We start from the raw sequence: 23,832 nt of genomic DNA on the forward strand, positions 1-23,832 counted from the left end.
GGGTCCGAGAGCTCTAAAGCTCGGTGACCTCACCGGTCGCCGTGTTGATCGCCTCACCGGCCTGGGCGGCTGCCAGGGCGTCCACCACGGCCTGGGCGGTTTGGGGGCCGAATCCGGGCAGCGCCCGCAGGTCGGCCACGCTGGCAGCGCGGAGCTTCTTGAGGCTGCCGTAACGGGTCAGTAGCGCCTTGCGGCGGACCTCCCCCAGGCCCGGCACATCGTCCAGAACCGATTCGACCATCGCCTTCGAGCGCCGGTTGCGGTGATGGGTGATCGCGAAGCGGTGAGATTCGTCGCGCACCCGCTGCAACAGGTAGAGCGCCTCGGAGGCTCTCGGCAGAATCAGCGGAAAATCCTCGCCGGGTATCCACACCTCTTCCAGCCTCTTGGCCAACCCGATCAGCATGATTTCACCCGCCAGCCCCAGGTCGTCGAAAACCTGCTGGGCCGCGTTCACCTGCGGCAGGCCGCCGTCGACGACCACCAGCGCCGGAGCGTAGGCGAATTTGCGTGGCGCCCCGGTGGTCGGATCGATCAGCGACGGCCCCTCATCGTCGTCGACGTTCTCGGCGGCCTCGGCCATCTCGGCGCGGTCGGCCAGCAGCCGTTTGAATCGGCGGCGCAGTACTTCGTCCATCGCGGCGATGTCGTTCGAGCCTTCGAAGCTCTTGATGATGAAGCGCCGGTATTCGGACTTGCGGGGCATTCCGTCTTCGAAGACGACCATCGAGCCCACGACCTCGGTGCCCTGCAGATGGCTGATGTCGAACCCTTCGATGCGCAGCGGCGGGCCCGCCATGCCGAGCGCTTCTTGGAGCTCCGCCATCGCCTGGCTGCGGGTGGCCAGATCGGCGGCCCGCTTGGTCTTGTGCAGGGCGAGCGCCTGGTCGGCGTTGCGGGTGACGGTCTCCAGCAGAGTCTTCTTGTCGCCGCGTTTCGGCACGTGGATCGTGACCTTGGAGCCACGCTGTTCGCTCAGCAGCTCGGCGAGCACATCACCGGACGCCGGCTGCACCGGGACGAGCACCTCCGGCGGCACGGTGCTTCCGCTTCGGGTCTCCGAACCTTGATCATCGGCGTAGAAGCTGAACAGGAAGCCCTCGATGAGGCTGTTCAGGTCGGTGTCGTCGGCCCGGTCGGCCACCCAGCCGCGTTCGCCGCGGATGCGACCCGATCTGACATGGAAGATCTGCACGGCCACCTCGAGTTCGTCGGCGGCAAGCGCGAACACGTCGGCGTCGGTTCCGTCCGGCAGCACGACCGCGCTCTTCTCGGTTGCCTGGCGCAACGCCTCCCGGGCGTCGCGCAGCATTGCGGCACGTTCGTACTCCATCTGCTCGGACGCGTCGCGCATCTGTTTGCTGAGCTTGCGCTCCAGGCCCCTGGTGTTGCCCGACCAGAACGAGCAGAAATCGTCCACGATCTCGCGGTGTTCGTCGGCGCTCACCCGCCCCACGCACGGCGCCGCGCATTTGCCGATGTGCCCGAGCAGGCAGGGCCGCCCCGATGCCCGGGCGTCCCGGAAGACGCCGTTGCTGCATGAGCGCATCGGGAAGACCCGGAGCAACAGGTCGACCGATTCGCGTACCGCCCACGCCTGGCCGAACGGCCCGAAGTAGCGGTAGCCCTTGCGCTTGGAGCCCCGCCCGACGAAGACCCTCGGGTATTCGTCGCTCCAGGTCACACACAGCCACGGATAGGTCTTGTCGTCGCGGAACTTGATGTTGAAGCGGGGGTCGTACTGCTTGATCCAGGTAAATTCGAGCTGAAGCGCTTCGACCTCGTTGTGCACGACGGTCCACTCGACCTTGGCCGCGGTCCGCACCATGGTTTGGGTACGGAAATGCAGGCCTGCCGGGTCCTGGAAGTACGAGTTGAGCCTGTTGCGCAGGTTGATCGCCTTGCCGACATAGATCACCTGCCCGTTCGGATCGCTGAACCGGTAGACACCCGGATCGGTGGGAATCGATCCGGGGCTGGGACGGTAGCTTGCCGGGTCACTCATCGCTGCGGCTCAGGCTGCGGACGTCTTGCGGGCGGGTGCCCGCTTCGTCCTGGTCGGGGTACTGCGCGGCTTGCTCGCCTGTTTCGCGTCGGCAGGTTTGCGCGTCCGCTTCTTCTTGGGCGCCGGTTCGGCAGCGATCAGCGGTTGGGGCGCCGGGGTGGCGAGTGGCACCTCGTGACCGTTCAGGATCTCCGCCAGGAATTGGCCGGTATATGACTGCCGGCACTGCGCGATGTCTTCTGGGGTACCCGTGGCGATCACCTGGCCGCCCCGGAAACCCCCTTCGGGACCCATATCGATCACCCAGTCGGCGGTCTTGATGACGTCGAGGTTGTGCTCGATCACCACCACGGTGTTGCCACCGTCGACCAGCCGATTGAGCACGTCGAGTAGCTTGCGGATGTCTTCGAAATGCAGACCTGTGGTGGGTTCGTCGAGCACGTAGACGGTATTGCCGGTGGACCGGCGCTGCAACTCGGACGCCAGCTTCACCCGCTGGGCTTCGCCGCCCGACAGCGTCGTGGCCGGCTGACCGAGCCGCACGTACCCGAGCCCGACCTCGACCAGCGTCTTCAGATGCCTCGAGATCGCCGAGATCGGCGCGAAGAACTCGGCCGCCTCCTCGATCGGCATATCGAGCACCTCGGCGATGGTCTTGCCCTTGTACCGCACCTCCAGGGTTTCTCTGTTGTAGCGGGCGCCGTGGCACACCTCGCAGGGCACGTAGACATCCGGCAGGAAGTTCATCTCGATCCGGATGGTGCCGTCACCCATGCAGTTCTCGCAGCGTCCGCCTTTGACGTTGAAGCTGAAGCGCCCCGGACGGTAGCCGCGCGCCTTCGCTTCGGGGGTCTGGCTGAACAGCGTGCGGACCTTGTCGAACACCCCGGTGTAGGTCGCCGGGTTGGACCGGGGCGAACGACCGATCGGTGATTGATCGACATGCACCACCTTGTTGACGTCCTCGGCGCCGGTGATGCCCTTGTGCCGGCCGGGCACATCCTTGGAGCCGTACAGTTGTTTGGCCAGCGAGCGGTACAGGATCGTGTTCACCAGCGACGATTTGCCCGACCCGGAGACGCCGGTCACCGCGATGAACCGGCCCAGCGGAAACGTGACAGTGACGTCCTTCAGGTTGTTCTCGCTCGCCCGGTGCACCACCAGTTCATCACCGTTGCCAAGCCTGCGCACCTCGGGCAAGGCGATCGATCGTCTGCCGGCCAGATAGGCGCCGGTCAGCGATTCCTTGCTGGCGAGCAGATCGTCGACCGAGCCGCTCACCACCACCCCGCCGCCGTGTTCGCCTGCCCCCGGGCCGATGTCGACGACATGGTCGGCCGAACGGATGGTGTCCTCGTCATGCTCCACGACGATCAGGGTGTTGCCCAGATCTCGTAGCCTGAGCAGCGTCTCGATCAGGCGGCGGTTGTCGCGCTGATGCAAACCGATGGACGGCTCGTCCAAAACGTAGAGCACTCCGGTGAGTCCCGAGCCGATCTGGGTGGCCAGCCGGATGCGTTGTGCCTCGCCGCCCGACAGCGATCCGGCGCTGCGCGCCAGGGTCAAGTAGTCGAGGCCCACATCGAGCAGGAATCGCAGTCGCTGGTTGATCTCTTTGAGCACCTGCCCGGCGATGGCCTTCTCGCGTTCGCCGAGTTCGAGCTTGCCCAGGAAATCCGCCAGTTGATCCACCGACAGCCGGGACACCTCGTCGATATTCTTGCCGGCTATTGTCACCGCGAGCGTCGCCGGCTTGAGCCTGGCACCATGGCAGCTCGCGCAGGGAATCTCCCGCAGGTAAGCTCCCCAGCGGTCTCTGGCCGCGTCCGTCTCGGCCTCGTCGTAGCGGCGCCGCACCTGGGGAAGCACACCTTCATACTTCTGGCTGTAGGTGCGCACCCTGCCGAAGCGGTTGCGATACCGCACCAGCACCGGATCGTCGGCACCTTGCAGAATGTATTTACGGACCGAAGGCTTCAGGTCCTCCCAGGGCGTATCGACCGAGAAGCCGTACTTCTCCGCCATCGACTCGAAGACATGCGAGTAGTGCGCCGCCACCATCGGGCTGGCCCACGGCGCGATAGCCCCCTGTGCCAGGCTCTTCAACTGATCCGGGACGACCAGATCGGGATCGACCTCCAAGGTGGTGCCCAGGCCGGTGCATTCGGGGCAGGCGCCCCACGGACTGTTGAAGGAGAACTGCCGCGGCTCCATTTCGTCCAGCGAGATGTCATGCCCGTTCGGGCAGGCGAGCTTCTCGGAGTAGCTGCGGCGGCGCGCCGGATCGTCCTCATCACGATCGACGAAATCGAGGATGACCAGGCCGGACGCCAGCTCGAGCGCGGTCTCCACCGAGTCGGTGATGCGCTGCTTCGCCGATGGCTTCACGGCGACCCGGTCGATCACCACATCGATATCGTGTTTGCGCTGCTTGTCGAGCGCCGGCACCTCGGCGAGCCGGTATGTTTCGTTGTCGACGCGCACCCGCGCGTAGCCCTGCGTGGTGAGGTTGCGGAAGAGTTCGCCGTACTCGCCCTTGCGTCCACGGACGACCGGAGCCAGCACCTGGAAACGGGTGCCCTCGGGCTGGCCGAGCACCTGGTCGACGATCTGCTGCGGGGTTTGCTTCGAGATCGGCGCCCCGCAGACCAGACAGTGCGGGTGCCCCACCCTGGCGAACAGCAACCGCAGATAGTCATAGATCTCGGTGACCGTGCCAACTGTCGAACGCGGGTTGCGGCTGGTGGACTTCTGGTCGATGGCGACCGCAGGCGACAGGCCTTCGATGAAGTCGACCTGAGGCTTGTCCATCTGGCCCAAGAATTGCCGGGCATAGGCCGACAACGACTCGACATAACGTCGCTGACCTTCGGCGAAGATCGTGTCGAAAGCCAGCGATGACTTGCCGGAGCCCGACAACCCGGTGAACACGATCATCGCGTCTCGTGGCAGGTCCAACGAGACGTTATGCAGGTTATGCTCCCGGGCACCCGAGATGACGAGTCGATCTTTCACGCTGTTCATCGTATGCGCGGGCTCTGACATTTTTCGGACGAGAGGTTCGCACGTTCGCACCCAGCGCACCGCGCAGGCTCCGTTCGGTGTCGGGACCACGATTTCCCTGCTCTCGGCCTCCCGCATTGTGCCGGGAGGCATAATAGGCGGAGGTTCGCTCTGCCAGGCGGGTGTATACGGCTTGGCCGGCAGCGCGGTCCGGCGGCCGTTCCGCGAAGCGATCGCACCGGCAGGCAACGGACAAGCATGAATCGGGTGAGGCAAAGCAATGGCGTGGGACCTGGTCCGTCAGGCTGCATTGAGTTCCTTTGTCTCGGTTGACGAAGTGCGCAAGGTGAAGCTGGAGGCAACCCAACGGCTGCTGGGCGACACCATCTCGCTGAGTGAGCGTGCCTGGCAGGAGCCGGGCAAACTCCCCGGTTGGACGCGCGCGCACATCGCCACCCACCTGGCCCGTAACGCCGACGCCTTCGTCCGTTCCATTGATTCGGTCCTCGGCGGTCGCCGGGGCTTGATGTACGACTCCGACGAAGACCGCGATCTGGCCATCGAACGTGGGTCCGAACGCGGCGCGCTCGAACTGCAGATCGATCTCGACACCAGCGCCGGAAATCTCAGCGAGCGATTCGACGTCTTGGAGACCATTCCCGGCGATCTGTCGGTCGAGTTCAGCTCGGGCAGTTTCCTGCGGGCAGATCTGCTTCCGCTGGCCAGGCTGTACGAAGTGATCATCCACCATGTCGATCTGGACTGTGGCTTCGAGGTCAGCCAGGTCAACCCGGTGACCGCCAGGTGGCTGTTGGAGTGGATCGTGTTGTCCTACAAGGTTCCCCGGGGCATGGCGGTGCGGCTGCTCTCCAGCTCGGGGTTCACTGCCGTTCTCGGGGCCGGGAACGCCGAGACCGTCATCAGCGGGCCGGACGCCGTCCTGCTCGGCTGGCTGTCGGGGCGGCTGAATGCGGACGAAGCACTGGATCTGCCTGCTCAGCCACCGCTCGCCTGAAAGACTGGTGGCAACGACTCATCACCGTCTAGGAGTAACGATGCCCGGTTTGTTTCATACCTCCGTCGAGCTATCCCCGGTGAGCTTCACCGTCGGTTCTGTCACCTGCACCAAGATCAGCGTCGGCCCGATGGACAACAACGCCTACCTTTTGGACGCGGGCGGCCCGCTCGTCCTGATCGACGCCGCCGACGACGCGCAACGACTGCTGACCTTGATCGCCGGCAGACCGGTCGCCGCAGTCGTCACCACTCATCAGCATCACGACCATGTTCAGGCCCTTGCCGAAGTCGTGCACGCCACCGGGGCCCAGGCCTGGGCCGGCGCCCCGGATGTGGCCGCCATCGCCGACCAGACCGGTATCGAATCGACGCCGGTCTGGTCAGGAGAGCAGATCGAGACCGCGGCCATCAAGCTTGAGGTCATCGGCCTGGTCGGCCACACGCCGGGATCGATCACCTTGGTGCTGCATCCCGACGCCGAAGGTGTTCCGGTGCATCTTTTCACCGGCGACTCACTGTTTCCCGGTGGCGTGGGGGCAACCAGATCACCGAGTCAGTTCACTTCTCTGCTCGACGATGTGACCCGCGAGATCTTCGACCGATTCGACAACCAGACCATCGTCCACCCGGGCCATGGAGACTCGGCCACGCTGGGTGACCAGCGTGGCCAGCTCTCCGAATGGCGGGCCCGCGGCTGGTGAATCCGGCTCAGGCCGCGACTGCCCCTTCGTCCTTGCCGTCGTGCTTCGTCTTGATCAGGGACGCCGCTGCGGTGATGCCGATCGTCACCACGATGACGGCCAGCGAAAGCATGGTCGGCACCTCGAACGCGACCACATGGTAGTGATGCAGCGCGTGCAGCACCAGCTTGACCGCGATGAAGCACAGAATGAACGCCAGCCCCAGCGAAAGATAAATCAGGCGCTTCAGCAGATTGCCCAGTAGGAAGTACAGCTGGCGAAGCCCCATCAGAGCGAAGAAGTTCGCGGTGAACACCAGATAGGGTTCCTGAGTCAGGCCGAAGATGGCCGGAATCGAGTCGAGCGCGAACATGATGTCGACGGTGCCCAACGTCACGATCACGAAGAACAGCGGAGTGAACAACCGCTTGCCGTCGATCTTCACCGAGAAGTGCGTGTCGTGGTATTCCGGCGTGGAGGGCACGACGCGCTTGATCCAGCGCATCACCGCATTGTCGGACTCGTCTTTCTCCTCGTCATCATGTTTTCGGTAGTCGATCACCAGCTTGATGCCGGTGTACAGCAGGAAGGCGCCGAAGATGAAGAAGACCCAGGCCGCCGCCTCGATGATGGCGGCGCCCACCAGGATGAAGATTCCGCGGAAGATGAGGGCCAAGATAATGCCGCACATCAGCGCGAACTGCTGGTATTTGCGGGGCACACTCATGCTGCCCAGAATGATGATGAAAACGAACAAATTGTCGATCGACAGCGAATACTCGGTCAGATAGCCCGAGAAGAATTCGATCGCGTAGTCCCAGCTGGAGTGCTTGGATTCGGGAAGCGGGCGGGCAAAGAGCCCGATGCCGATACCGAACAATATGGCGGCCGAGACGAAACCTGTAATCGCAAGCCCGCATTCCTTCATCGAAGGTTCGTGCGGGTGTTTCATCATGTGCCGGACGTCAAAGACCAACACCAGTGTCAGGACTGTCAATGTGACAACCCACACCACCGGGGTTACGTGCATCGGGTATACCTTCCGATTGAGCGGATATCTGGAGGACTCACCAATTGATCGACCAGATTCTGCGACCTGTGCCGTGCGGCGTGTGGGGGCTGCGCATCGAGGGTTCCTTACGGGGGTACGAGCCTCCATATGGAATTGTAAGGATTCGACGAACACTTGGTAGCGCCACCGCCGATTTAAGTGACTATAGCAGTGTCACCAACAGTTGCTATTTCCTACAGCACATTGCATTGAGTTGCCTGGCAGTCAAGATAATCCTGGCTAGCGGGTTGCCTCCACCATCTGGCGTAGTTCCTTCTTCAGATCGGCCACTTCATCGCGCAACCGGGCAGCCAATTCGAACTGCAGCTCTGCGGCGGCCTGATGCATCTGCTCGGTCATCTCCTGAATAAGGTTCGCCAGCTCTGCAGCCGGCAGGTTGGAGGTGTCGAGCTCCCGCAACTGGTCGCTCAGCACCGGCGCATTCGAGCCGTTCTTGCGTCCGTTTGCCTGCACCCAGGAGGCGGTGTCGGCGTCCTCACGGGCCATCAGATCGGTGATGTCGGCGATCCGCTTGCGCAGCGGCTGTGGGTCGATGCCGTGCTCGGTGTTATAGGCGACCTGCTTGGCCCGGCGGCGGTTGGTCTCGTCGATCGCGTTGCGCATCGATGCGGTGATCTGGTCGGCGTACATATGCACCTGACCGGAAACGTTACGGGCCGCTCGTCCGATGGTCTGGATCAGCGAGCGTTCGGAACGCAGGAAACCTTCCTTGTCGGCGTCCAGAATGGCCACCAGGGAGACCTCCGGAAGGTCGAGACCCTCGCGCAGCAGGTTGATGCCCACCAAGACGTCGTACTCCCCCATCCGTAGCTCACGCAGCAGTTCGACGCGCCGCAGGGTGTCGACCTCCGAGTGCAGATATCGGGTACGGACGCCGCGCTCGGTCAGATAATCGGTCAGGTCCTCGGCCATCTTCTTGGTCAGCGTCGTCACCAGGACGCGCTCGTCACGCTCGGCCCTCACCCGGATCTCGCCGAGCAGATCATCGATCTGCCCCTTGGTCGGCTTCACGATGACCTCCGGGTCGACCAGCCCGGTCGGACGAATGATCTGCTCCACCACTCCCTCGGCCCTGGCCTGTTCGTAAGGCCCCGGGGTCGCGGATGAATAGATCGTCTGCCCGATCCGCTGCGTGAACTCCTCGAACCGCAGCGGACGATTGTCCATCGCGCTCGGCAGCCGGAAACCGTGCTCCACCAGGGTGCGTTTGCGGCTCATGTCGCCTTCGTACATACCGCCGATCTGCGGCACGGTGACATGCGACTCGTCGATGACCAGAACGAAATCCTCCGGGAAGTAGTCGAGCAGACAGTTCGGTGCGCTGCCGGGCGCGCGTCCATCGATATGGCGCGAATAGTTCTCGATGCCCGAGCAGGTGCCGATCTGGCGCATCATCTCGATGTCGTAGCCGGTGCGCATCTGCAGGCGCTGAGCCTCCAGCAGCTTGTTCTGCGATTCGAGCTCTTTGAGCCGCACGGCGAGCTCTGCCTCAATACCGGAGATCGCCCGCTCCATACGCTCGGGGCCGGCCACGTAGTGCGACGCGGGGAAGACATACATCTCGTCGTCATTGCTGAGAATCTCACCGGTGGTCGGGTGCATGGTCGACAAAGCGTCGATCTCATCGCCGAAGAACTCCACCCGGACGGCGTTGGTCTCATACATCGGAAAGATCTCGAGTGTGTCGCCGCGCACCCGGAAGGTGCCGCGGGTGCCTGCCAGATCGTTGCGCACATACTGCATATCGACGAGTTTGTGCACCAGCTCACTGCGGTCGCGGGTCTCGCCGACGTGCAGGCTGAGCATCGAATCGACGTACTCCTGTGGGGTGCCCAACCCGTAGATCGCCGATACGGTGGCAACGACGATCACGTCGCGCCTGGTCAGCAGCGAGTTCGTCGTCGAATACCGCAGCCTTTCGACCTCCTCGTTGAGACTGGAGTCCTTCTCGATGTAAGTGTCGGTCTGCGGCACGTAGGCCTCGGGCTGGTAATAGTCGTAGTAGCTGACGAAGTATTCGACCGCGTTCTCCGGAAAGAACTGCCTGAGCTCGGCCGCATACTGGGCGGCCAGCGTCTTGTTGGGCTGCATCACCAGCATCGGACGCTGCAGCCGTTCGGCCAGCCAGGCAACGGTCGCCGTCTTGCCGGTGCCGGTGGCTCCGAGCAGAATCACGTCGTTCTCGCCGGCCTTGATCCGACGGTCGAGTTCGTCGATGGCGGCGGGCTGGTCACCTGCCGGCTCGAAATCGGAATGCACCTTGAACGGTGCCAGCCGACGAGTGATTTGTTCTACCGGACGCATAACCACAAGGCTAGGTCGTGGCACTGACATTTCCGGGCATCGAGACGCTCCTGCGCTCAGCCGATGGCGATCGCGGCGCGGAGCGGAGCGATCAGCGGGGCTCGTCCAATTCGGCGACGAGCTGGTCCCACACCATGTCGACCTGCTGCCGGAGGTGATCATAGGAGCCGGAGTTCTCGATGACCCAGTCAGCGGCACTCAGCCGTTGCTGCCGGGTTGCCTGGGCGGCGATCCGCGACCGGGCGTCGGTCTCATCCAGGCCATTGCGCAGCTGTAGGCGTTCCAGCTGGGTCTCGACCGGCAGGTCGACCACGATCACCTTGTCGAAATCGTCCTGCATTCCGGTCTCCACCAGCAGCGGGATCACCGAGACCACGATCGAGCCATCGACGGCCGCCGCGATCAGCTCGGCGCGGCGCTGCCGAACCGCCGGGTGGACGATGCCGTTGAGATCGGCGCGGGCCCGCTCGTCGGCGAACACCAGCGCCCCCAGAGCCTGCCGGTTCAACGTTCCGTCAGATGCCAGCACGGACGCGCCGAAGCGTTCGACGATGGCGGCCAGCCCCGGCGTCCCGGACTCGACAACCTCGCGGGCCAGCAGATCGGAGTCGATGATCAGCGCGCCGCGCTCGGCGAGGAGCTTGCCGACGGTGGTCTTTCCCGAGGCGATCCCACCCGTCAACCCAACGCTGAGAACACTCATCGCTGCGCCGCCTTGGTGTGCGGATGAATTGCGGGCGGGCAACAATCGGCCGGGCAGCAGTCGGGCCAGGGCCCGACGGCACCGGTGCTGATCCTGCCTTCGCGTAGCCCCAGCCGTTCCTCGATCATGTCGGCCAGCCCCTGCACGAACGCCGGATGCGTACCGGGGGCGGGTACCCGCGCGTAGTCGAGCCCCAGCCGGGCCGCAGTCGCTGCGGCCTCGATGTCAAGATCCCAGACCACCTCCATGTGGTCGGAGATGAAGCTGATCGGAACCGTGATGACGGCCTTGCGTCCCACGGCCGGCAGTTCGGCGATCGCATCGTTGATGTCGGGCTCCAGCCAGGGCTGGGACGCCGGACCTGAGCGTGACTGCCAGGCGAGCTGCCAATGCCGGAATCCGAGGGTCTCCGTGCCGTCACGCGCGCCGCGTACCGCTGCGACGATCTGCTCGGCGACCTGACGGTGCTGGGCCACATAGGCGCCGCCTTCAGATGATCGCCACCCGCCGAAACCCGAGCTGCGTGCAGCGCCCAGCGGCAGTGAGTGCCCGGTGAAGATCACTTCGACGTCGTCTGCGGTCAGCCCGGGATTATCGGCCTGCAATCGATCGAGGGAGTGCTCGAGTCCGGCCACGAACGGGGCGACGAAGCCGGGATGGTTGAAGAACTGCCGTACCTTGCCCAGCCGGAGCTTCCCCTGTAATCCGGTCTTCGCCAGGGCCTTGTCCAGATCCTCGGTGTATTGCCGGCACGACGAATAGGACGCATAGCTGCTCGTCCGCACGGTCAGCAGGCTGCGGCACCCTGCCTGATAGGCCTGCGTCAAAGCGTCGCCGAGATAGGGATCCCAGTTGCGATTGCCTATCCAGATCGGCAGCCGGTGGCCGCGGGCGTGCAACTCCGCGTCGAGCGCGGCGACCAGTGCGTCGTTCTGCTCGTTGATCGGGCTCGCGCCACCGAAGTGGTAGTAGTGCTCGGCGACGTCCGTCAGCCGCGCGTCGGGTATTCCGCGGCCGCGGGTCACATTGCGCAAGAATGGCATCACATCATCGCAGGTTCTGGGACCGCCGAATGATACGAGCATGATTCCATCGAACGAATCGGCATCGGGCATGCCTTTGAGCCTATCCCCCGATTCGTCGGCCCCTTGCCCAGCCCATCTTGCCGGCCTCCACTCTGCGTTTGAATCGACCGGCGCTCCGACGCCCGCGGTCACGTCGGCGATCGGCCCCTACCCCTGGCACCTCGCCGCGAAACGAGTGGATTAGGGTGTGACGAAGATCGGCGGCTATTCCTCGGACGACCGAGATCAGGCATCTGACAATTCACCACACGAGAGAAGGCACCATTCATGGCAGGACATCCGGGTGGCATCGGTTCGGTCAAGCCAATCAACTGGGCATACGACCGCGCGCCGATGATCATTTACTGGGAGATGACCAATGCCTGCGGGCTGGCCTGCAAGCATTGCCGGGCGACCGCGATGCCCGATCCGGCTCCCGATGAACTGAACACCGACGAGTCGCTGCGGCTGCTCGACAGCATCGCCGAGTTCGGCAAGCCGCTGCCGCACATCGTGATGACCGGCGGCGATCCGCTGCGGCGTCCGGATCTCGAACTGCTCGTCAACGCGGCCATCGACCGCGGCATCGGGGTCTCGCTCGCGCCGGCGGTCACTCCGCTGCTCACCGCCGAGCGGATCGCCTGGATGAAAGACCTCGGCATCGGCGCCATCTCCTTGTCATTGGACGCCTCGAACGCGCACGATCACGATGCGTTGCGTCAGGTCGACGGCACCTTCGACGCCACCTTGGAGGCCTTGCGACAGGCGGCCGCCGTCAAGCTTCCGGTACAGGTCAACACCCTGGTCAGCGCCGACAACGCGGATGACCTCGAGGCGATGTACGGGTTGCTCAGCAATGAGACTCTGATGCAGTGGTCGCTGTTCTTCCTGATCTCGGTCGGACGCGGCACCCAGCTCACCGAACTCGATCCGGGCGAGGCCGAACGGCTGCTGTCCCATTGGGGAGCCCGCTCGGCGACCGCGCCGTTCCGGATCAAGACCACCGAAGCCATGCAATACCGGCGCATCCTCGCCCAGCGGCTGTTCGCCGAAGGCAAGACCCGTGAACAGATCGAAGCCGGACGGGCATCTGCCGGATTCGGCATCCGCGACGGCAACGGAGTGGTCTTCATCTCTCATCAGGGCAAGGTGTATCCCTCGGGGTTCCTGCCGATCGAGGTCGGCTCGGTCCGCGAGCAGCAGCTGGCGGACATCTATCAGAACGCCCCGCTGATGCGTCAACTGCGGCGTCCCGAAGAGTTCCACGGACGCTGCGGAGTCTGCGAATTCCACCGCTGGTGCGGTGGGTCCAGGGCTCGCGCCTGGGCACGCACCGGCGATCCGCTGGCCACCGATCCGATGTGCCCCTACCAGCCGGGCGGGCGTTACGCCGAACTCATGCGGGCAGACACCGTGCCGGTGGCCTGACCACCGGAACAAAAATTCGGCTCGGAATCCTTAATGGACTCCGAGCCGAATTTCTTTTGTTCAGTTGGCGAACCGACCCAATCAGTTGCTGCTGGTCAGCTTGTTGCGCAGCGCCTGCAGAGCCTCATCGGATGCCAGCGAACCCTCTGACGGGGCGTTGCTGGTCGGCTCGGACGAGTACTCGGTGGCCTCGGCGCGGGCAGCGGCGACAGCCGACTCCTCCGCTTCGGCGGCCTGCTTCTTCAAAGCCATCCAGCGAGCCTGGGCTTCGGCGTACTGGGCCTCCCAGGCGGCTTGCTGCTCTTCGAAGCCCGGCTTCCACTCGTTGGTCTCCGGATCGAAGCCCTCGGGGTAGATGTAGTTGCCTGCTTCGTCGTAGCTGGCGGTCATGCCGTACAGCGACGGATCGAAGTCCTCGGCCTGGATGTCGACACCCTGGTTGGCCTGCTTGAGCGACAGCGAGATGCGCCGGCGCTCCAGGTCGATGTCGATGATCTTGACCATGACCTCGTCGCCCACGGAGACGACCTGCTCGGGGATCTCCACGTGACGCTCGGCCAGCTCGGAAACGTGCACCAGACCCTCGATGCCGTCCTCGACGCGCACGAACGCACCGAACGGAACGAGCTTGGTGACCTTGCCGGGCACGATCTCACCGATCTGGTGAGTACGGGCGAAGGTCTGCCACGGATCTTCCTGGGTGGCGCGCAGCGACAGCGAGACGCGCTCGCGGTCGAGCTCGACGTCCTTGACCTCGACGGTGACCTCCTGGCCGACCTCGACAACCTCGCTCGGGTGATCGATGTGCTTCCAGCTGAGCTCGGAGACGTGCACCAGGCCGTCGACACCACCGAGATCGACGAATGCGCCGAAGTTGACGATGGAGGAAACCACACCCTTGCGGATCTGGCCCTTCTGCAGCTGGTGCAGGAAGGACTGGCGAACCTCGGACTGGGTCTGCTCCAGCCAAGCGCGACGGGAAAGCACCACGTTGTTGCGGTTCTTGTCGAGCTCGATGATCTTGGCTTCGAGTTCCTGGCCGACATAGGGCTGCAGGTCGCGGACGCGGCGCATCTCGACCAAGGACGCCGGCAGGAAGCCGCGCAGGCCGATATCGACGATCAGGCCGCCCTTGACGACCTCGATGACGGTACCGGTGACGACACCGTCCTCTTCCTTGATCTTTTCGATGGTGCCCCAGGCGCGCTCATACTGGGCGCGCTTCTTGGACAGGATCAGGCGGCCTTCTTTGTCTTCCTTCTGCTGAACGAGAGCCTCGACCTCGTCCCCCACCTTGACCACGTCGAACGGGTCGACGTCATGCTTGATGGACAGTTCCTTGGAAGGGATTACGCCTTCAGTCTTGTAGCCGATGTCGAGGAGGACCTCGTCGCGATCGACCTTGACGACGGTACCGGTGACGATATCTCCGTCGTTGAAGTATTTAATAGTGGAATCGACCGCGGCCTCGAAGGCTTCTGGCGTGCCGATGTCGTCGATTGCGACCTTGTTCGAGGCCTCAGTGGAGGAGGTCATGTAGTAGGGCTCCGATTGCTGAAATGTATTCGATTGGACGCATCACGGCCCCGCAGATTCCCTGCATGCGTCGTCTGCTCCGTCCGAGACCACACAGACCGCAAATACCTCTCAATAGTAGGCGCGAGTAGCAAAGAGGGTCAATCTGACTGCCGCTGATGGCCATGATCCGCCGATCGGAACAGCAACCGCAGTCTCTAGGTGAGTTATCCAGGCTTTGATAGGTTCTAAACGGACGTCTTGATTGAGGTCCGATCCCCCGGACAAGTCGAAGAAAGCTGCCAGATGCGTCGGAAAACAAGAATTGCGCTGATCGTTGTCGCTGTGGTCGTCGTGGCAGCACTCGCCGTGGCCGCGGCCCGCTTTTTCCAGCGCGACACCAGCGAGCCGGCTGTTACCCCCGAGCCGACCACCCCCACCCCGACCCAGACTTCCCAGACGCCCACCGTCGATCCCCTTGCCGGCTGCCCGTCGGCTCCGGAGCAGATCACCGATCCGATCTCGATGACCTTGCTCGATCACGATCTCGAGATGCCGATGCTCAGCCTCGGTTTGGACGAGGCGGGTGCCGCCCCGGCTGCGCCCCCTGGTAACGAGGGATACACGATCGCCTGGTACGACCAAGGCCCCCTGCTGGGATCGACCCAGGGCAAGGCGGTGCTGAGCAGTCACACCTTCCAATATGGTGGCGCGCTGGGCAATGACCTCAACGACGGGTTGCTGAGCGATGGCGATGTGGTTCTGGTCGGTGGCTCGGACGGGTCGTCCGCCTGCTACCGGTATTCGGGCAGCACTCATGTCATGGTGGCCGACTACGACCCGGCCTCCGACATTCTCTACGACGAGCAGGGCGCGCCACAGATCGCCTTGGTGGTCTGCTCCGACTATGCGCCCGACGGCGAAGCCCTGGGACGCATGATCTACTACGGCGATCTGGTCACCGGCGATCCGGCCGGTGACGATACCGCTTCCGGTGAAGCCGCCACCTCCGGCCAGACGAGCGCCGACACGCAGGTGCAGCCCGTCCAGCGTTGACCGGCGTACCTCAGTGCGCGGCGTCCAGCCAGGTCGGACCGTAGCCGATCGACACATCGAGCGGCACCATCAGGTTTGCCGCACCGGCCATCTGCTCGCGCACCAATGTAGTGACCTGATCGTGCTCGCCGGACGCCACCTCGAGCACCAGCTCATCATGGATCTGCAACAGCACCCGTGACTTCAGGCCAGCCGAGATCAATGCCTGATCGAGCCCGATCATGGCGATCTTGATGATGTCAGCGGCCGATCCCTGAATCGGTGCGTTGAGCGCCATCCGTTCGGCCATCTCGCGGCGTTGCCGGTTGGACGAATTCAGGTCGGGCAGATAGCGGCGACGACCGGCCAAGGTTTCGGTGTAGCCGGTGCGGCGGGCCTGCGCCACGACCTCGCCAAGATAGTCACGAACGCCACCGAAGGTGGTGAAGTAATCGTCCATCAGCGCGCGTGCCTCGGGCACCGGCACACCCAGCCGGGTCGACAAGCCGTAGGCCGACAGCCCGTAGGCGAGCCCGTAATTCATCTGCTTCACGCTGGCCCGCTGGGCGCCGGTGATCTGTTCGGCCGGTACACCGAAGACCTTGGACGCGGTCACGGTGTGGAAATCGACCCCGCTGCGGAACGCCTCGATCAGGTCTTCATCACCCGAGGCATCGGCCATCACCCGCATCTCGATCTGCGAGTAATCGGCGCTCATCAGGGCCTCATATCCCTCGCCGACACAGAACGCGGAACGGATCCGGCGGCCCTCCTCGGTACGGATCGGAATGTTCTGCAGGTTCGGATCGGCCGAACTCAGGCGTCCGGTCGCGGCGATGGTCTGCAAATAGGTGGTGTGGACGCGGCCGTCGTCGGTCACCGACTTACGCAATCCGTCAACCGCCTGCCGCAATTTGATGGAGTCGCGATGCGCGAGCAGATGCTCCAGGAAGGGATGCTCGGTGCGGACATAGAGCCCCTCCAGGGCCTCCGCATCGGTGGTGTAACCCGACTTGATCTTCTTGGTCCGCGGCAGATCCAGCTGGTCGAACAAGACCGCCTGTAGCTGCTTGGGCGAGCCGAGATTGACCTGGCGGCCCACGCTGTCCCACGCGGCCTGCTCGGCTGACCGCACCCTGGCATCGAATTCGGAGTGCAGTTGATCGAGCACCTCACCATCGAGTGCGATGCCGGTGCGCTCCATCCGGGCCAGAATCCGCTGCAACGGCAGTTCGAGGTCGTCCAGCAGCCGGCGCTGGCCGAGCCGTCCGAGCTCGACCGACATGGCATCGGTCAGGTCGACGACGGCGCGGGCCCGCAGCATCGCCGCATCGGATTCCTCGTCGGTGGTTTCGCTGCCGAAATCGAGCATCTGCTGGTCGGTGGCTTCTTGACCCGAGGAATTCGCGCGCAGTTCCCGCTTGAGGTATCTGATCGACATATCCGCCAGGTCGTAGCTGCGCTGATCGGGGCGAAGCAGATACGCAGCCAGTTCGGTGTCGCAGATCAGCCCGTTCAGTTGCCAGCCCTGTTCCCAGGCCGCCAGCATCGGACCCTTCGCCGAGTGCATCGCCTTGCCGAAACCGGGGTCTGCGAGCCAGTGAGCGAAAGCCTGCTCGTCGGGAGCATCGAGATCGGCCACATCGAACCAGCAAGCCGAGCCATCGGTGCTCGCCAGCGCCACCGCCGCGATATCGCCGCGGCCCGACCCCCAATGACCGGTGAAGTCGACACCGGTCAATTCACCCTGCCCGTGCTCGGTTATCCATCCGGCGAGCGCTCCCGGCCCCAACCGCTCGCCGGTGAACTCGAAACCTTGCTGTTCGTCGGCGTGTTCGTCGTCCGGGAAGGCCTCGATCAGCCGGTCGCGCAATACCCGGAACTCGAGTGCATCGAAGAGCTGGTGCACAGCGTCACGATCCCAGCCGTGCAGCTCCAGATCGTCCAGCCCCAAATCGAGGGCGAGGTCGTTGACCAGCCGGTTCAGCCTGCGGTTGCGGCGCACGTCGTCGATGTGGGCCCGGAACGAATCACCGGCCTTGCCCGGCACCTGATCGGCGCGGGCCAGCAGGTTGTCCAGACCGTCGAACTTGGCGAGCCACTTCGCGGCGGTCTTGTTGCCGACCCCGGGCACTCCCGGCAGATTGTCGCTGGTCTCGCCGACCAGCGCGGCGACCTCCGGGTAGCGCGCCGGGACGACACCATATTTCGTCTCGATCGCGTCGGGGGTCATTCTGGCCAGTTCGCTGACTCCGCGGACCGGATACAACACGGTGGTGTTGCCGTCGACCAGTTGGAAGGAGTCGCGGTCGCCGGTGACGATGATGTTCTCCCAGCCGCGGGCGTCCGCCTGTGCGCTGAGCGTGGCGATGATGTCGTCGGCCTCGTAGTCGTCCACCGACAAGTGCGGAATCTTCAGTGCGTCCAGCACTTCGGAGATCAGCGCGACCTGGCCCTTGAACTCGTCCGGGCTCTTCGACCTGGTCGCCTTGTAGTCCTGGTATTCCGCGGTGCGGAAGGTGACACGGGACACGTCGAACGCGACGGCCACGTGCGTCGGGCGTTCGTCCCGCAAGATGTTGATGAGCATCGACGTGAACCCGAAGACGGCGTTGGTGTGCTGTCCCGAAGCGGTCGCGAAATTCTCCACGGGCAGGGCGTAGTAGGCGCGGTAGGCCATGGAATGACCGTCGATGAGCATCACTTTGGGCTGGCCACTGGGCGCTGGAGAGTTCACCTGACCGACTGTAGCCGGGAGCTCTGACAGGTTCCATCATCACCTGCTCCGCTCAGGGAACCGGCGGTGAGGCGGCCTGTCCGCGCTCGGCGCCATTTCATCAGATGGCAACCGATGGGACGTCGCCACGGGCTGTGCGACAGTGATGCTCATGACTGATTCCGAACCGTGGCCGATCGCCGTGCCCCGCAGCCCATTGGACGACAAGCTGGGAGTGGAGATCACTGAACAAAGCGCGCAGCGGGTGAGCGGACGGGCTCCGGTGGACGGCAACACACAGCCCTACGGCCTGTGGCACGGCGGCGCCTCCGCGGTTCTGGTCGAGACCCTCGGTTCGTTGGGGGCGGCCGCTCACGCCGGTCCCGATCGGCACGCGGTCGGTACGGAACTCAACGTCAGCCATCTGCGCAGCGTCCGTTCGGGGTGGGTGCACGGCGTCGCCACCGCAATACACCTGGGATCGACCAGCGCCGTCTACCGGATCGAACTCACCGATGACGACGGACGCCTGATAGCTTCCGGCAGGCTCAGCTGCCGGCTGCTGGGGTGAGTCAGCGGCCCGCTTTGGCGTGATCGATCACGCCTTCGGCCACCTCGCGCATCGACTTGCGCAGATCCATGGCCGTCTTCTGAATCCACCGGAATGCTTCGGGTTCGGTCAGACCGAGGCTCTCTTGCAGCAGCCCCTTGGCCTGGTCGACGATCTTGCGGGACGCGAGGCGCTCCTCCAGGTCGTCGATCTCGTCGTCCAGAGCGCGGATCTCTGCGAAGCGCGCCATCGCGATCTCTATCGCCGGCACGACATCGGACGCATCGAACGGCTTCACGACGTAAGCCATCGCCCCGGCCTCGCGGGCCTGTTCGACCAGGTCGCGCTGGCTGAACGCGGTCAGCATGACCACCGGCGCGATCCTCTCGGAGGCAATGGCCTCCGCGGCCGCGATGCCGTCCATCTTCGGCATCTTGACATCCATCACCACGAGATCGGGCTCGAGTTCCCGAGCCAACTCAACTGCTTTCTCGCCATCGCCGGCTTGGCCGACGACCTCATAGCCCTCATCGTTGAGAAGCTCCACAAGATCGAAACGGATCAACGCCTCGTCCTCGGCGACCAGCACGCGCGGGGCCTTGGCCGCACTTGCCTTCTTACTGTCACTCACAGTGATCCCTCAAATCCGCAGGTCCGGACGAACCGGACGGTTCATCATTCAGCTACATACGCGGGGCAGCCGAGGACGGCGCCTTTGCCCGACGCGCTCTTGAGCTTATCGCACGCGGCCAGATCACCGGAGGTTCATGATCAAAAATTGCAGCAACCGGCAAGGATCGTACTCCTGGCAACGACACGGCCGCATCGAGCAGGGCGGCCTGGAGCACCGGGATCAGTGACACCAATCGGTATATTCGGCGTGTTGGACCGCGGCCTACCAACGAACTCGATCGTTCAGAGATTCGGGTATGAGTGCGAGCGTTCATTTCGCTCATCTCAGTCGCTTCGCGCTCCCAACGACAGACGTCAATCGTCTGTGCCCGGGAGGGGAGTCGAACCCCTACAGCCTTTCAGCCAGACGGGTTTGAGCCGTCCGCGTATACCATTCCGCCACCCGGGCCGGGCAACCCCATTATTCTGCCACAACTATTTCGCGCTGACCATTTGGGGCATTGGATACGCACGACGGAAAGCGGTCTCGCCATAACGTGAGCGTCCGTGCTACAAGTCGCCCCAAACGAAAAACTCCTCCGAACCGGCCGCCTGACCAGTCCGAAGGAGTTCTCACGTTACAGTTCGCCGCGTGACTCTGGAACGGGGACGAAACTAGCTGCGTTCCCTGATGCGGTGCACGCGCAAGGTGTTGGTCTTGCCGATCACGCCGATCGGGGAGCCGAAGACGATCACCACATGTTCGTCGGCCTTCACCAGACCGAGGTCCTGCATGATCTCGTTGACCGCGGTCACCATGTCTTCGTTGCTGGCATAAGACTCTGTGGTGAACACCTGGGCGCCCCAGCACAGCGTCAGCCAGTGCGCCGTCTTCTCCTCCGGAGTGAAGACCACCAGCGGAATCTCGGCACGAAGCCGGGACATCCGGCGGGCGGTGTCCCCCGACTGGGTGAAAGCCACCATGTACTTCGCATCGAGCTGCTGGGCGGCCTGAGCAGCAGACATCGCGATCACGCCACCGGTGGTGTGCGGATCCCACTTGATCTTGCTGATCTCCTTGAGACCATGCTTCTCGGTGTTCTCCACGATGCGGGCCATCGTCTGCACCGTCTCCACCGGGTAGGCACCGACCGAAGTCTCACCGGAAAGCATGACGGCGTCCGCACCATCCAGCACGGCGTTCGCCACATCGGAGGTCTCGGCGCGGGTGGGGCGCGGCGCGCTGATCATCGAATCCAGCATCTGGGTGGCGACGATCACCGGCTTGGCCCATTTGCGGGCCTTACGGATGATCCGCTTCTGGACCAGCGGCACCTCTTCGAGAGGGAGCTCGACGCCAAGATCGCCGCGGGCGACCATGAAGCCGTCGAAGGCATCGATGATCTCGTTGAGGTTCTCGACGGCCTGCGGCTTCTCGATCTTGGCGATCACCGGCAGCCGGACGCCCTCTTCGTCCATGATTTCGTGGACGCGGGTGATGTCGTCGGCCCGGCGCACGAACGACAGCGCGATCATGTCGAAACCGTTTTGCAGGGCCCAGTGCAGGTCGGCTTCGTCCTTCTCGCTCAACGCGGGAACGCTGACCGCCACACCCGGCAGGTTGATGCCCTTGTGGTTGCTGACCGGCCCGGCGACGGTCACCTTGGTGACCACATCGGTATCGGTGACCGCGACGGCTTCGAGTTCGACACGGCCGTCGTCGATCAGAATGGTGTCTCCCGGCGTGACGTCACCCGGGAGGCCTTTGAAGGTGGTGGACGCACGGTTCGCGTCCCCGTCGATGTCGTCGACGGTGATGGTGAATTGCTGCCCGAAGGTCAGATTCACTTTGCCTTCGACGAAGTTGCCGAGGCGGATCTTCGGACCCTGCAGATCGGCCAACAGGCCGACCGTCTTACCGACAGCTTCTGCTGCGGCGCAGGTCTCGTCCAAACGCTTCTTGTGCTCGGCATGGTCGCCGTGGCTCATGTTGAAACGGGCCACGTCAAGGCCCGCTGTGATCAGCTCTTCCATCCGCTCCTGGGTCGACGTTGCCGGCCCGAGCGTACATACGATCTTTGCTCTACGCACGGAACTACCCTAGCCGAGCGCGCCAATTCCGCCGGATTTTCTGCGGGCCCGATTGCCAACAAATTGCCTTGCAGAATCGTCGGTTCGTCCTCGGGGAGCCGGGCTCCGCCCCTACGATTCTGCGTGCAGCACCTGCAATGCGGTCGCCAGATCCGGACTGGGATCGGAGTCGAAGGTGACGTAGTCACCGGTTCCGGGGTGGGTGAAGCCAAGCCGGACCGCATGCAGCCATTGCCGTTGTAGCCCGAGGCGGGCCGCCAACACGGGATCGGCTCCATACAGGGGATCGCCGACGCACGGATGGCCGATCGCCGACAGATGCACCCTGATCTGGTGGGTCCGGCCGGTCTCCAGATGCACTTTCAGCAAGGTGGCCGCGCGCAGCACCTCGATCGCCTCGTAGTGCGTGACCGATGGTCGTCCGCCGGCAACGACCGCGAATTTCCAGTCGTGGCCCGGATGGCGTCCGATGGGCGCATCGATGGTGCCGGAAAAAGGGTCGGGATGACCTTGAGCCAAGGCCAGGTAAGTCTTGTCGACGCTCCGGTCACGAAAGGCCTGTTTCAGCACCGAGTAGGCGTATTCGCTCTTGGCGACCACCATCAGTCCGGAGGTGCCGACATCGAGGCGCTGGACGATGCCCTGCCGCTCGGCTGCGCCCGAGGTGGAGACCTGCACTCCGGCGGCGGCCAGGTGCGAGACCACATCCGGCCCCTGCCAGCCCAGCGAGGGGTGCGCCGCGACCCCGGCGGGCTTGTCGACCACCACCAGATCCGAGTCTTCGTGGACGATCCGCAGCCCGTCCGCCAGCACCGGGGTGACCTTGGGCTCACGCACCGGCTCGCTGATGTCGACTTCGAGCATTTCACCGCTGTGGACGCGGACCGAGGCCCGGGCGATCGTCGTTCCGCCGAGCGCTACTCCCCCGGCATCGATCAGGTCGGCGACTCTGGACCGGGTGAGTCCCGTCATGCGAGCCGCGGCGACATCGACTCGTTCACCGTCGAGCCCGTCGGGTATCAGCAGCACGGCCATCAGCGCCGCTCCGAGCGAAATGACCAGATAATCAGCAAGATCGCTGCGCCGGTGATGCACATATCGGCGACATTGAAGATCGCGAATCCGCGCACCGCGATGAAGTCGACGACATGCCCGAGGAAAGGTCCGGGATCCCGCACCAGGCGATCGGTCAGGTTTCCGGCCACCCCGGCGATCAGCCAGCCCACTGCCACGGCCGCCAGCCAGCTGCGCACCCGGGGCGCCACGAAGATCAGCAGGGCTATCAGGACACCCAGCGCGAGCACCGACAGCACCACGGTGAACTCGGTTCCCATGCTGAATGCGGCACCGGGATTGAAGTGCAACGCCCAGGACAAGAATCCGGGGATGACCTCGATCGGCTGACCGAGAGTCAGCTTGTTCAGCACCAGGTGCTTGGTGAAGCGGTCGAGGGCGTAGAGCACGATCACCAGGGCCGCCATCACGATCCGAAACTTGCCAGGTGCAGGCGCCGTGCTGGTCGCCCCGGTGCCCAGCCGTATCACCTGCACCTGCGGCTGCTCCCCTTCCGGATCACCGCACCGGGGAGCCGAAACCCCTATCGTCGCTCCTGACGCTGCTTGCAGCTCACGCACATCGTGGCGCGTGGGAAGGCTTCCAGCCGGGCCTTGCCGATCGGCTTGCCGCAGTTCTCGCACAGGCCGTAGGTGCCTGCGTCCAGGGCCTTCAGCGCCTGCTCGGTCTGATCGAGCATGTTGCGCTGGTTGGCGTGCAGTGAAAGTTCTTGATCGCGTTCGAAATTGGACGAACCGACGTCCGCAGGGTCCTTTCCAGCACCATCGCTGCCCTCGGTCATCAGTTCGGAAATCTCGGCCTCCGCTTTGGCGACGGCTTCGCGTAAACGATCGCGTTCGCTCGTCAATGCCTCGCGGACCTCGGCCACCTCTTCGGCGGTCCAGGGATCCTCGCCATCGAGGACCGGCAGGGCGGCGAGGAGTGCCTCGTCGCCTGATTTCGTGGTTGCCATCATTCTCCTTG

General features: G+C 64.0%; 18 protein-coding genes and 1 tRNA gene. 5 read left to right on the forward strand and 14 right to left on the reverse strand.

Translation table 11 applies throughout. From position 1 onward, the window contains the following. Window positions 1-13 precede the first annotated feature (13 nt). Together uvrC and uvrA are read right to left on the reverse strand one after the other, a co-directional pair. Window positions 14-2,005 carry an excinuclease ABC subunit UvrC gene (uvrC, locus tag QQ658_RS08775; protein WP_286024488.1) on the reverse strand — a complete coding sequence of 664 codons (1,992 nt, stop codon included), beginning with the start codon at window positions 2,003-2,005 and terminating at the stop codon, window positions 14-16. A gap of 9 nt (window positions 2,006-2,014) precedes the next feature. Continuing rightward, the gene (gene uvrA / locus QQ658_RS08780) at window positions 2,015-5,029 is read right to left on the reverse strand and encodes an excinuclease ABC subunit UvrA (RefSeq protein WP_286027077.1); all 3,015 of its coding nucleotides are present in this window, start codon (window positions 5,027-5,029) and stop codon (window positions 2,015-2,017) included. 259 nt (window positions 5,030-5,288) lie between these two features. Between uvrA and QQ658_RS08785 the strand changes: the two genes are divergently transcribed. Together QQ658_RS08785 and QQ658_RS08790 are read left to right on the forward strand one after the other, a co-directional pair. Next, a complete protein-coding gene (locus QQ658_RS08785) occupies window positions 5,289-6,023 on the forward strand; it encodes a maleylpyruvate isomerase family mycothiol-dependent enzyme (protein ID WP_286024489.1) in 735 nt (244 codons plus the stop codon). 40 nt (window positions 6,024-6,063) lie between these two features. Beyond that, entirely contained in the window at window positions 6,064-6,726 is a 663-nt protein-coding gene (locus QQ658_RS08790; protein ID WP_286024490.1) for an MBL fold metallo-hydrolase, read from the forward strand. Window positions 6,727-6,733: 7 nt separating this feature from the next. Here the strand turns inward: QQ658_RS08790 and QQ658_RS08795 are convergent, their stop codons facing one another. The 4 genes from QQ658_RS08795 to QQ658_RS08810 form a co-directional block, all read right to left on the reverse strand. Further along, on the reverse strand, window positions 6,734-7,735 hold the full coding sequence (locus tag QQ658_RS08795) for a TerC family protein (RefSeq protein WP_286024491.1): 1,002 nt from the start codon (window positions 7,733-7,735) through the stop codon (window positions 6,734-6,736). A gap of 261 nt (window positions 7,736-7,996) precedes the next feature. Further along, a complete protein-coding gene (gene uvrB / locus QQ658_RS08800) occupies window positions 7,997-10,081 on the reverse strand; it encodes an excinuclease ABC subunit UvrB (RefSeq protein WP_286024492.1) in 2,085 nt (694 codons plus the stop codon). A gap of 91 nt (window positions 10,082-10,172) precedes the next feature. Continuing rightward, complete coding sequence (coaE, locus tag QQ658_RS08805) at window positions 10,173-10,853, reverse strand: dephospho-CoA kinase (protein WP_502928959.1); 681 nt, start codon at window positions 10,851-10,853, stop codon at window positions 10,173-10,175. After that, entirely contained in the window at window positions 10,781-11,899 is a 1,119-nt protein-coding gene (locus tag QQ658_RS08810; protein ID WP_286024494.1) for a ferrochelatase, read from the reverse strand. Before QQ658_RS08810 ends, coaE begins: the two co-directional genes overlap by 73 nt. 237 nt (window positions 11,900-12,136) lie before the next feature. On the opposite strand from QQ658_RS08810, the gene QQ658_RS08815 reads away from it, so the two are divergent. Continuing rightward, entirely contained in the window at window positions 12,137-13,276 is a 1,140-nt protein-coding gene (locus QQ658_RS08815) for a TIGR04053 family radical SAM/SPASM domain-containing protein (protein ID WP_286024495.1), read from the forward strand. 81 nt (window positions 13,277-13,357) lie between these two features. On the opposite strand, the gene rpsA is transcribed toward QQ658_RS08815, so the two are convergent. Next, entirely contained in the window at window positions 13,358-14,812 is a 1,455-nt protein-coding gene (gene rpsA, locus QQ658_RS08820; protein ID WP_286024496.1) for a 30S ribosomal protein S1, read from the reverse strand. 285 nt (window positions 14,813-15,097) lie between these two features. Here rpsA and QQ658_RS08825 point away from each other — a divergent pair, with 285 nt between their 5' ends. Next, the gene (locus QQ658_RS08825; RefSeq protein ID WP_286024497.1) at window positions 15,098-15,847 is read left to right on the forward strand and encodes a class F sortase; all 750 of its coding nucleotides are present in this window, start codon (window positions 15,098-15,100) and stop codon (window positions 15,845-15,847) included. Window positions 15,848-15,857: 10 nt separating this feature from the next. On the opposite strand, the gene polA is transcribed toward QQ658_RS08825, so the two are convergent. Next, window positions 15,858-18,527 carry a DNA polymerase I gene (gene polA / locus QQ658_RS08830; protein ID WP_286027078.1) on the reverse strand — a complete coding sequence of 890 codons (2,670 nt, stop codon included), beginning with the start codon at window positions 18,525-18,527 and terminating at the stop codon, window positions 15,858-15,860. A gap of 187 nt (window positions 18,528-18,714) precedes the next feature. On the opposite strand from polA, the gene QQ658_RS08835 reads away from it, so the two are divergent. Beyond that, the gene (locus QQ658_RS08835; protein ID WP_286024498.1) at window positions 18,715-19,113 is read left to right on the forward strand and encodes a PaaI family thioesterase; all 399 of its coding nucleotides are present in this window, start codon (window positions 18,715-18,717) and stop codon (window positions 19,111-19,113) included. A gap of 1 nt (window position 19,114) precedes the next feature. Here the strand turns inward: QQ658_RS08835 and QQ658_RS08840 are convergent, their stop codons facing one another. From QQ658_RS08840 to QQ658_RS08865, 6 genes are all read right to left on the reverse strand, one after another. Further along, window positions 19,115-19,723 (reverse strand): ANTAR domain-containing response regulator, encoded by a 609-nt coding sequence (locus QQ658_RS08840; protein ID WP_286024499.1) that lies wholly within the window; start codon window positions 19,721-19,723, stop codon window positions 19,115-19,117. Window positions 19,724-20,090: 367 nt separating this feature from the next. Further along, window positions 20,091-20,173, reverse strand: a tRNA-Leu gene (locus QQ658_RS08845). Window positions 20,174-20,379: 206 nt separating this feature from the next. Then, entirely contained in the window at window positions 20,380-21,795 is a 1,416-nt protein-coding gene (gene pyk, locus QQ658_RS08850) for a pyruvate kinase (RefSeq protein ID WP_286024500.1), read from the reverse strand. 111 nt (window positions 21,796-21,906) lie between these two features. Beyond that, a complete protein-coding gene (locus QQ658_RS08855) occupies window positions 21,907-22,830 on the reverse strand; it encodes an RluA family pseudouridine synthase (protein ID WP_286024501.1) in 924 nt (307 codons plus the stop codon). Further along, window positions 22,830-23,345: a signal peptidase II gene (gene lspA / locus QQ658_RS08860; RefSeq protein ID WP_286024502.1), complete on the reverse strand. Its 516-nt coding sequence runs from the start codon at window positions 23,343-23,345 to the stop codon at window positions 22,830-22,832. Before lspA ends, QQ658_RS08855 begins: the two co-directional genes overlap by 1 nt. Before the next feature lie 47 nt (window positions 23,346-23,392). Continuing rightward, window positions 23,393-23,821 carry a TraR/DksA family transcriptional regulator gene (locus QQ658_RS08865; RefSeq protein WP_286024503.1) on the reverse strand — a complete coding sequence of 143 codons (429 nt, stop codon included), beginning with the start codon at window positions 23,819-23,821 and terminating at the stop codon, window positions 23,393-23,395. Window positions 23,822-23,832: the final 11 nt, after the last annotated feature.

This window comes from Propionimicrobium sp. PCR01-08-3, from assembly GCF_030286045.1.
Lineage (GTDB): Bacteria > Actinomycetota > Actinomycetes > Propionibacteriales > Propionibacteriaceae > Brooklawnia.

Excerpts from the sequence above, each read along its gene's own strand:
- uvrC (WP_286024488.1), bottom strand. The coding sequence starts at position 2,005 with ATGAGTGACCCGGCAAGCTACCGTCCCAGCCCCGGATCGATTCCCACC.
- uvrA (WP_286027077.1), bottom strand. The coding sequence starts at position 5,029 with ATGAACAGCGTGAAAGATCGACTCGTCATCTCGGGTGCCCGGGAGCAT.
- QQ658_RS08785 (WP_286024489.1), top strand. The coding sequence starts at position 5,289 with ATGGCGTGGGACCTGGTCCGTCAGGCTGCATTGAGTTCCTTTGTCTCG.
- QQ658_RS08790 (WP_286024490.1), top strand. The coding sequence starts at position 6,064 with ATGCCCGGTTTGTTTCATACCTCCGTCGAGCTATCCCCGGTGAGCTTC.
- QQ658_RS08795 (WP_286024491.1), bottom strand. The coding sequence starts at position 7,735 with ATGCACGTAACCCCGGTGGTGTGGGTTGTCACATTGACAGTCCTGACA.
- uvrB (WP_286024492.1), bottom strand. The coding sequence starts at position 10,081 with ATGCGTCCGGTAGAACAAATCACTCGTCGGCTGGCACCGTTCAAGGTG.
- QQ658_RS08810 (WP_286024494.1), bottom strand. The coding sequence starts at position 11,899 with ATGCCCGATGCCGATTCGTTCGATGGAATCATGCTCGTATCATTCGGC.
- QQ658_RS08815 (WP_286024495.1), top strand. The coding sequence starts at position 12,137 with ATGGCAGGACATCCGGGTGGCATCGGTTCGGTCAAGCCAATCAACTGG.
- rpsA (WP_286024496.1), bottom strand. The coding sequence starts at position 14,812 with ATGACCTCCTCCACTGAGGCCTCGAACAAGGTCGCAATCGACGACATC.
- QQ658_RS08825 (WP_286024497.1), top strand. The coding sequence starts at position 15,098 with ATGCGTCGGAAAACAAGAATTGCGCTGATCGTTGTCGCTGTGGTCGTC.
- polA (WP_286027078.1), bottom strand. The coding sequence starts at position 18,527 with ATGCTCATCGACGGTCATTCCATGGCCTACCGCGCCTACTACGCCCTG.
- QQ658_RS08835 (WP_286024498.1), top strand. The coding sequence starts at position 18,715 with ATGACTGATTCCGAACCGTGGCCGATCGCCGTGCCCCGCAGCCCATTG.
- QQ658_RS08855 (WP_286024501.1), bottom strand. The coding sequence starts at position 22,830 with ATGGCCGTGCTGCTGATACCCGACGGGCTCGACGGTGAACGAGTCGAT.
- QQ658_RS08865 (WP_286024503.1), bottom strand. The coding sequence starts at position 23,821 with ATGGCAACCACGAAATCAGGCGACGAGGCACTCCTCGCCGCCCTGCCG.